This is a genomic window from Kineococcus esterisolvens, assembly GCF_050871405.1.
Taxonomy (GTDB): Bacteria; Actinomycetota; Actinomycetes; order Actinomycetales; family Kineococcaceae; genus Kineococcus.
The window spans coordinates 1-747 of record NZ_JBJLRI010000155.1 but is presented as its reverse complement, the minus strand read 5'-3'; the positions used below and the strand labels follow the sequence as shown (position 1 = coordinate 747).

Annotated in this window: 1 protein-coding gene; it reads left to right on the top strand. The window is 66.9% G+C overall.

Annotation, left to right across the window (positions count from 1 at the left end; all coding sequences use genetic code 11):
* Positions 1 to 747: IS3 family transposase (locus tag ACRYR8_RS21205; RefSeq protein ID WP_432486245.1), on the top strand; the 747-nt coding region annotated here is incomplete at both ends.

Genomic DNA, 747 nt, shown 5'->3' with positions numbered 1-747 from the left:
TTTGCGCACGACTGCTGGGCGGCCGGAGTCGCTGTACGGGCGACGCAAGATGGTCGCCCACCTGCGCCGGACGGGTCTGGCCGTGGCGCACTGCACCGTGGACCGGTTGATGCGGGCCGAGGGCATGAATGGCGCCCGACGGGCGAAGAAGGTCCGCACCACCATCCCCGACAAGGACGGGGTACGGGCTGCGGATTTGCTGAACCGGCGGTTCACCGCCTCCGCGCCGAACCTCGTCTGGGTCGCCGACTTCACGTATGTCCGGACGTGGGCGGGGTTCGTCTACGTCGCCTTCATCGTCGACGTCTTCGCGCATCGGATCGTGGGCTGGCACGCGATAACCAGCAAGCACACCGACCTGGTCCTCACCTGCCTGCGGATGGCGACCTGGGGACGCGAGCACGCCGGGACACCGGTGGCGCCCGGTTTGATCATGCACTCGGATGCCGGGTCGCAATACAAGAGTTTGAGGCTGACTGAGCACCTGGCCATCGAGGGATTCGCTGCTTCGATCGGCTCGGTCGGTGACGCCTACGACAACGCGCTGATGGAGACGGTGATCGGCCTCTACAAGACCGAGTGCATCCGGGTCGGTCCCTTCCACGCGGGACCGTTGAAGACCCTGTCCGACGTCGAGTACGCCACCGCGACCTGGGTGGAGTGGTGGAACAATGCCCGGCTGCACTCCCGGCTGGACTACCGCCCACCAGCGGAGGCTGAGGCCGCCCACTACGCTGCCCTCAGCGA